The sequence below is a fragment of the Pseudoalteromonas sp. S3431 genome (assembly GCF_000690035.1).
GTDB lineage: Bacteria > Pseudomonadota > Gammaproteobacteria > Enterobacterales > Alteromonadaceae > Pseudoalteromonas > Pseudoalteromonas fuliginea.
The window spans coordinates 1-7,554 of the sequence record NZ_JJNY01000027.1 but is presented as its reverse complement, the minus strand read 5'-3'; the positions used below and the strand labels follow the sequence as shown (position 1 = coordinate 7,554).

The window sequence follows — 7,554 nt, the reverse complement described above, 5'->3', positions numbered from 1 at the left end:
CACCTACAACATACACCAACCCCGTAGGTGCGAATTTACTTCGCGCTCATGTAATGTGGTTTTGGAGTTTAAAAAGCGAGGTATAAAACCTCACCTACAACATACACCAAACCGTAGGTGCGAATTTACTTCGCGCTCATGTAACGTGGCTTTGGAGTTTAAAAAGCGAGGTGTAAAACCTCACCTACAATATATGCAACCCTGTAGGTGCGAATTTATTTCGCGCTCATGTAACGTAGCTTTGGTGTTTAAAAAGCGAGGTGTAAAACCTTACCTACAAAAAAACCGCACTTCAATTGAATGCGGTTTTTTAAATTGAAGATAATCGTTTTAAGCGATTATTTATGATATCCCAAGCACGTTTCTACTTCGTTTTTAGAACCTAAAATAACAGCTACTCGCTGGTGGATTGCATCAGGCTGAATATCCATAATACGCTCAGTACCGGTTGATGCAATGCCGCCAGCTTGCTCTACTAACATAGCCATTGGGTTTGCTTCGTAAAGTAGGCGTAATTTATTTGGCTTTTTAGGATCTTTGGTGTCGGTAGGGTAAGTAAACAAACCACCACGGCTAAGCACGCGATGCACATCGCCCACCATTGCGGCAATCCAGCGCATATTAAAGTTTTTAGCGCGCGGGCCTGTATCACCTGCTAGTAAATCATTGATGTAGTTTTGCATAGCTGGTTGCCAATGGCGTTGGTTAGACGTATTAATGGCAAATTCGTTTGTATCAGCAGGGATTTCGGCAAAATCTTGTGTAAGTAAAAAGCTGCCTTGTGTTTTATCAAGGGTAAACATGCGCGTGCCTTTACCTGTAGTCAGCGCAAGCATTGTTGATGGCCCGTAAAGTACGTAACCTGCAGCAACTTGCTTGTGACCTGGTTGCATAAATATGCTTTGATCAGCGGCGTCAGAGCCTTCAGGCGCTTCCATAATAGAAAATATAGTACCCACAAGTGAGTTAATATCCGTATTTGACGAGCCATCGAGTGGATCAAATGCCACTATAAATTTAGCGTCTGGGTTACCTGCTACTGTGTAGTCTTCTTCTTCAGACGCGATTGCTTTAACCGTACCTGATTCCAGTAAAATATCTTTTAACAACTGATTAGATAATACATCGAGCTTTTTTTGAGTTTCACCTTGAATATTCTCATCAAGGGTTGAGCCTAATACGCCAGAAAGCGCGCCTTGACCAACGCGAAACGAAATTTCTTTACATGCTGCTAAAATTGTTCGAATTAATGATAAAAGTTCTCTTGAACAACCATCTTCAAGTAATACTGGAGGGAGTCTACGCATTCTATTTTCCTGATAACGTGTTAAAACCAATCATAATGTGAGAGAGATTAGCTTAGAGCGCTGAAATTCGTCTTAAATAACTGTATTGTTTAAATAGCACCCTATAATGGGACCACCTAATCGTACTTAAAACACAAATAACAAAGATAAGATTATGAAAAAAATACCACTACTAAGTTACATATTCTTTACTGTGCTGTGCTCTATCATAACTCAAGCGCACGCAGCAATTAAGTCAATTGATGAATTTACTACGCAAATGAATCATTTTCCGGGCTATTATTCGTTTTTTTACGATACCCAAAACGGAAAAGTATATTTAAAAGTTGATAAGTTTGAACAACAATTTTTACTGCAGCAAAGCTTGCCTTACGGTATAGGCTCTAACGATATAGGCCTTGATAGAGGTCAGCTTGGTAATACTCACCTTGTGCAGTTTGAGCGTTTTGGCGACAAAGTAATGCTGCGGGCTGTAAATACTTACTATCGTGCCAACACAAGTAATAAGGCTGAACAGCAAAGCATTAAAGAAGCGTTTGCATCAAGTATACTTGCTGGTTTTAAAGTAGTCGCAGAAGATAAAGCCACAGCACTTATTGATTACACGCCCTATTTATTAAGTGATGTACACGGTGTAAGTCGCAAACTTGCTGCACGTAAACAAGGCAACTTTAGCCTTGATGAATCACGCAGCGCCGTTTATATAAATCGCTCAAAAGCATTTGTAAAAAACACCGAGCTTGAAGCCGTACTTACATTTAAGGGCACAAAACCAGGTGAATTTGTTCGCCAAGTAAGTGCCGACCCTTATGCGCTTACTGTTCATATGCATCATTCACTTATTCAATTACCAGATGATAACTACACGCCTCGTAAGTTTAATCCGCAATCAGGTTTTTGGAGTATAGAACATAAAGATTACGCAGCGCCGCTTGGTGAGTCTATGTATGTGCGTTATATACCGCGTCATCGTCTAACTAAAAAGGACTCAAGTTTACCAATTAGTGAACCTGTTAAACCAATTGTTTATTACCTTGATCCTGGCGTTCCAGAGCCTGTAAAAAGCGCTTTGCTTGAAGGTGGAAAGTGGTGGAACGACGCATTTACTGCTGCAGGATATAAAAATGCATTTATAGTAAAAGTACTGCCAAGTAATGCCGACCCTATGGATATTCGTTACAACGTCATTCAGTGGGTACACCGCGCAACGCGTGGTTGGTCATACGGAAGTTCTGTAATTGACCCACGTACAGGTGAAATACTTAAAGGGCACGTAACACTTGGCTCATTGCGTGTTCGCCAAGATATTTTAATAGCTGAAGCACTCGCTGCTCCTTATTTAAAAGGCAATGAAGTTGCTAAAAACTTGCAAGCAATGGCGCTTGATCGTATTCGCCAATTAAGCGCGCATGAAATTGGTCACACATTAGGTATTGCTCATAACTTTGCGGCATCGGTAGGGGATAGAGCTTCTGTAATGGATTACCCACACCCGCTACTTAGTTTTAATGAACAAGGTAAGCTTGATGTAACGCGCGGGTATGCAACAGGCATGGGCGTGTGGGATACCCAAGTAATTAAATATGGTTATAGCGATTTTACTAACCAAGATGAAAGCGCAGAACTCGCTGCTATTTTAAAGGAGAACAAAACTAAAGGCCTTGAGTTTATATCAGATAGCGACGCTCGAGCTAAAGGTGGCGCGCATCCAACCGCTCATTTATGGGATAACGGCACTAATCCTTCGCAGGAGCTTTTACGAGTACTCGACGTACGTAAAAAAGCGCTTTCGCAGTTTGGTATTAATAATATTAAAACGGGCGACTCACTATCGCAATTAGAGGAAAAACTAGTTCCGCTTTATCTGTTTCACCGTTTTCAGGTTGAGGCTGCGGTGAAGCTTATAGCCGGTGTTGATTACGAATACGAAACACGCAGTGACTCACCCGTAAAAGGTGCGCAAGTGGTTGATAAAAAAATGCAACAAGAAGCGGTAAACGCTATTTTTGCAACGCTTAAGCCAAGTAACTTATTACTTCCTGAATCGGTACTATCGCTAATTCCGCCAAAAGCGTATGGCGAGTCTAAATCGCGCGAGAGCATAGTTGGGCGCACAGGGTTAACGCTCGATGCAATGGCATTACCCGAGGTTGCAGTGCAGCACAGCTTGTCGCTTTTATTAAATGCACAGCGTTTAAATCGCCTAGCCCAGCAGCAAGCGCGTAGTAACGACTTTTATAGTTTAGATGAACTATTAAAAGCGCTTTATAGCCACGTTTTTAACGTATCGTCGCCTAATACAATGACAGGTAAAATAACTCAGCGCGTGCAATTTTTAACAGCAAAAACCATGGCTGATTTAGTAGCAAGCGATAGTGCAAGCCCTGAAGTGCAGGCGCAGTTACGTTACTACTTAGTTAAGTTGAGTGAGGACTTTAACCAAAACTCAATATTGAGCCATACCAGTACTGGCGAGAGTGCGTTTAAGCAATATTTAGCCGAACAAGTAAATCAGTTTTTAATTAAAGGGCATTGGCCAAATAATTTTAAAGTGTTACCAATACCACCTGGATCGCCAATTTAATTATAAACCTCGCTCTTGAGCGCCAATGGCATGTTTAAGAGCGCGAAGTAAATTCGCACCTACAGGGTTTTACATATTGTAGGTGAGGTTTTACACCTCGCTTTTAAACACCAAAGCCACGTTTAAGAGCGCGAAGTAAATTCGCACCTACAGGGTTTTACATATTGTAGGTGAGGTTTTACACCTCGCTCTTGAGCGCCAATGACACGTTACACGAGCGCGAAGTAAATTCGTACCTACAGGGTTTTACATATTGTAGGTGAGGTTTTATACCTCGCTTTTTAAACACCCAAGCCACGTTACATGAGCGCGAAGTAAATTCGCACCTACTGGGTTGCACATATTGTAGGTGAGGTTTTACACCTCGCTTTTTAAACACCCAAGCCACGTTACATGAGCGCGAAGTAAATTCGCACCTACTGGGTTGCACATATCGTAGGTGAGGTTTTACACCTCGCTTAATTAGCTGTGTAGTGTTTGTATTGTGCATGTTCTTTTACTTGCATAAAGTTGGTTTTTTGTTAACCTACTCGCCTTCCATTTTAGTCTTTTTGAGGTGTTTATGGCGTTTCTATCTCGTTCGATATTGGCGTTGTCCATAGCACTTTCAAGCACCAGTGTATTTGCTCAAAAGCAATGTGATGTAGAACTCAGGCATGGGTTAATCATCACCGACGATGTAATTCGAATTGTTGATAAAGGCCAAACACGTGTGCAAATTAACAACAATAACCAACTGTTTATTCGCGGTTATTGGGTTGATTTAAGTGATGACGAAAGTAAAGTGCTCGAGCAGTTTAGTAATGGTATTCGCCATACAGTCCCTGAACTAGTTAATTTAGCCACCGATGGTGTTAATTTAGGTTTAAGTGCTATTGAGCACGTGGTTGAAGGTATGTCAGATAAAGAGCCTGAGGTGCTTAAAACCCAACTGCAATATGTAGAGCGTGCGCTAATGGATAAATTTAAGCGCGGCGATGATTTCTTTTTTATAGCCCCACAATCACTTTCTCAAATAGATGATTTTTTTACTAAAGAGATCAGCCAAAAAATTCATTCCGCAGTTCATGGGTCTCTCGGTGCCATTTTAGTGTCACTAGGTGATGCGTTTAAGTCCCGAGAAGGTAATATAGAAGATCGTATTAACGATATGGGACAGCGGATGGATATCATTTCAAAAGAAATTGATAAATCATTGCAAAAAAAAGCACATCAACTTGAGCTAAAAGCTTCAGAATATTGCGAATGTTTGAACGCGCTCGATGTTACTGAGTCTCGCCTGCAGGCAATTGTACCTGGCATGGCTGACTTTGATTTAGTACAGATAAAATCGTAATTTAAATATTAACTATAAAAGCGCGAAGTAAATTCGCACCTACAGAGCTGCACATATTGTAGGTGAGGTTTATACCTCGCTTTTTAAACACCCAAGCCATGTTACATGAGCGCGAAGTAAATTCGCACCTACAGGGTTGCACATATTGTAGGTGAGGTTTTACACCTCGCTTTTTAAACACTCAAGCCACGTTACATGAGCGCGAAGTAAATTCGCACCTACAGGGTTGCATATATCGTAGGTGGGGTTTTATAATTTAATCTCATCAGCTGTTAGCAATCTATATTCACCACTTGCCAAGTTTTCATCTAATTTAATGCCTGCAATCTGCTCGCGATGTAACTCAACGACTTTGTTATCTACCGCGTAAAGCATACGCTTAACTTGATGATACTTACCTTCACTTATTGATAAACGCAGTCCGTAATTAGCAAGTCGTTCGGCAATAGCTGGGCGGGTTAAATCTTTTTCGTTATGCAGCATCACACCTGTGCGTAATTGCTCAAGCGCTTCGTCGGTTATAGGCTCTTGAGTTTCGACTAAGTAGGTTTTAAATTTATTACTTTTAGGTGACGTGATTTTATGTGACCAATCGCCATCATTGGTAATTATAACTAATCCTGTGGTATCTATATCAAGGCGGCCTGCCACGTGAAAGTCGCTCATATTTGGCTCATCAAGTAAGTCAAAAACGGTTTTGTGTAGCTCGTCACTATTAGCGCATACATAGCCAACAGGTTTATTTAGCATGTAATAGCGCTTACCTAAAAATACCAAAGGCGTACCTTGGTGCAGTACTTCATCTTGCTGGGCTAGCTGAAAATTATGTGAGGTAATTATTTCGCCATTAACGCTTACTTCTTTTCGCTTAATACTAGCGCGGGCTTGCGTGCGTGGCATTTCAGCTAAGTGGCTAATAAATTTATCTAAGCGGCAAGGGAATTTCATTTTGGTTCACATTTTTAGTCGGCTACAATGGGCGCGATTATAGCCGATAGTGAAATACCATGACAGTGCACAGCACACAAATATTAAGCCTTTACCAAGCAAAAATAGACACGGGTGAACTGTGTTTTGATGCTGCGCAGCAAAATGCGGTGGAAGCTTTAAATACGCTAGGCGAGCAACTTCAAGTTCACACATTATGGTGGCAAAAAGAGCCCTTAACAAAAGGTGTTTATTTATATGGACCAGTAGGGCGCGGTAAATCTATGCTGATGGATTTATTTTATGAAAACCTACCGATTGAGCAAAAGCAGCGGCTGCATTTTCATCATTTTATAGCACAAGTGCATGCCCAACTTTCGAAGCTACAAGGTCAAAAAAATCCACTTATTCTAATTGCAAAACAGTGGGCTAAAAACATCCGTTTACTGTGTTTTGACGAGTTTTTTGTGAGCGACATCGGCGATGCCATGATTATGGCCAGATTGTTCAATGCGTTGTTTGAACAAGGTGTTGTGCTGGTGGCCACATCGAACGCAAAGCCAGAGCAGCTTTATTACAACGGCCTACAACGAGTGCGATTTTTACCTACTATCGATTTAATTAATAACCATTGCCATATAATTAACGTGGCAGGGGAGGACGATCACCGCTTTAGATATGGTAAAAACAGCCGGCACTATTTTATTAATTTACCTAAACATGATTTTCAAAATGAGTTTTTAGTTTCTTATCCTGCTGCAACATACAGCAATACAATTAGCGTGCATGGCCGTGATTTACCTTATTTATTAAAAGCCGATAATGCCTTGATGATTGATTTTATGGCGCTATGCTCCGGCCCGCGTAGTGCTAACGATTATATGTATTTAGCAACGCAATTTGATGTGTTATATGTATCGAATGTGCCACAAATGGGTGTTAAGGCGACGGGTAAAGTTATAGTTCACGGTATAGAAGATAGTTATCAGCGCGAAAAACAAACGCTTGATGAGCACACTTTTGACGACGAAGCACGTCGCTTTATTGCCTTAGTAGATGAATTTTACGATTGCCATAAATTGCTGGTAATAAATGCGCAAACCGACATTGAACATTTGTATAAAGGTAAAAAATTGCGCTTTGAATATGCACGCACACAATCACGCATAGTCGAAATGCAAAATTGGTAACGCTTTGGTTTGATATATAGTAGGCGTAGAGCTTGCTCACGCGAGAAGCGTAGCTTCTAATTATTAAGCCATTTTAAAAACGGCGTTTTTACACGCCAGCAAGCTGTGCGTCTACAAGTGAGTTTAACCACAGCGTTAAACTTTATCTGTAGGCGAAGAGCTTGCTCACGCGAGAAGCGTAGCTTCTAATTATTAAGCAATTTTAAAAAC

General features: G+C 41.0%; 5 protein-coding genes. 3 read left to right on the top strand and 2 right to left on the bottom strand.

All coding sequences use genetic code 11. The features are described 5' to 3' along the window. Nucleotides 1-338: 338 nt before the first annotated feature. Nucleotides 339-1,307 carry a class 1 fructose-bisphosphatase gene (locus DO88_RS12170; protein WP_033038639.1) on the bottom strand — a complete coding sequence of 323 codons (969 nt, stop codon included), beginning with the start codon at nt 1,305-1,307 and terminating at the stop codon, nt 339-341. Nucleotides 1,308-1,461: 154 nt separating this feature from the next. On the opposite strand from DO88_RS12170, the gene DO88_RS12175 reads away from it, so the two are divergent. Next, complete coding sequence (locus tag DO88_RS12175; RefSeq protein ID WP_033038638.1) at nt 1,462-3,891, top strand: zinc-dependent metalloprotease; 2,430 nt, start codon at nt 1,462-1,464, stop codon at nt 3,889-3,891. A 562-nt stretch (nt 3,892-4,453) separates the two neighbouring features. After that, entirely contained in the window at nt 4,454-5,227 is a 774-nt protein-coding gene (locus DO88_RS12180; RefSeq protein WP_007376785.1) for a YggN family protein, read from the top strand. Nucleotides 5,228-5,476: 249 nt separating this feature from the next. Here the strand turns inward: DO88_RS12180 and rsuA are convergent, their stop codons facing one another. Beyond that, the gene (gene rsuA, locus DO88_RS12185) at nt 5,477-6,175 is read right to left on the bottom strand and encodes a 16S rRNA pseudouridine(516) synthase RsuA (RefSeq protein ID WP_008139411.1); all 699 of its coding nucleotides are present in this window, start codon (nt 6,173-6,175) and stop codon (nt 5,477-5,479) included. A 59-nt stretch (nt 6,176-6,234) separates the two neighbouring features. On the opposite strand from rsuA, the gene zapE reads away from it, so the two are divergent. Beyond that, nucleotides 6,235-7,344, top strand: a complete 1,110-nt coding sequence (gene zapE / locus DO88_RS12190) for a cell division protein ZapE (protein ID WP_033038637.1) — start codon at nt 6,235-6,237, stop codon at nt 7,342-7,344. Nucleotides 7,345-7,554: the final 210 nt, after the last annotated feature.

Excerpts from the sequence above, each read along its gene's own strand:
- DO88_RS12170 (WP_033038639.1), bottom strand. The coding sequence starts at position 1,307 with ATGCGTAGACTCCCTCCAGTATTACTTGAAGATGGTTGTTCAAGAGAA.
- DO88_RS12175 (WP_033038638.1), top strand. The coding sequence starts at position 1,462 with ATGAAAAAAATACCACTACTAAGTTACATATTCTTTACTGTGCTGTGC.
- DO88_RS12180 (WP_007376785.1), top strand. The coding sequence starts at position 4,454 with ATGGCGTTTCTATCTCGTTCGATATTGGCGTTGTCCATAGCACTTTCA.
- rsuA (WP_008139411.1), bottom strand. The coding sequence starts at position 6,175 with ATGAAATTCCCTTGCCGCTTAGATAAATTTATTAGCCACTTAGCTGAA.
- zapE (WP_033038637.1), top strand. The coding sequence starts at position 6,235 with ATGACAGTGCACAGCACACAAATATTAAGCCTTTACCAAGCAAAAATA.